Genomic DNA, 255 nt, shown 5'->3' with positions numbered 1-255 from the left:
CCGTGGCGCCATTTGTGATCTGTGGCATAAAACGCGATGCCGCCGGTGTAGAGCGCACCACCTGCTGCCAGCCACCAGAAGCCGTCCATTGTGAGCGCATTGATGAGCGGTTTAGCAGCGATCACGCTAACCCAACCCATCACTACATATATTAGCAACGACATTAGCCGCGCTCCTTTGGCGCACCATAATTCTTGCAGGACGCCAACAACGGCAAGCCCCCACACCACGCCGAACAGCGACCATCCCCACGTT

The 255-nt window shown here is 57.3% G+C and carries 1 protein-coding gene; it reads right to left on the bottom strand.

The genetic code is table 11. From position 1 onward, the window contains the following. A partial coding sequence (gene trhA, locus ACO0LF_RS31795) for a PAQR family membrane homeostasis protein TrhA (RefSeq protein ID WP_423021454.1) occupies window positions 1-255 on the bottom strand: 255 nt, incomplete at both ends.

Origin of the sequence: Undibacterium sp. Di27W (assembly GCF_049340345.1) — a bacterium.
Classification (GTDB): Bacteria; Pseudomonadota; Gammaproteobacteria; order Burkholderiales; family Burkholderiaceae_D; genus Undibacterium.
This window is presented reverse-complemented; position numbering and strand designations above follow the sequence as displayed.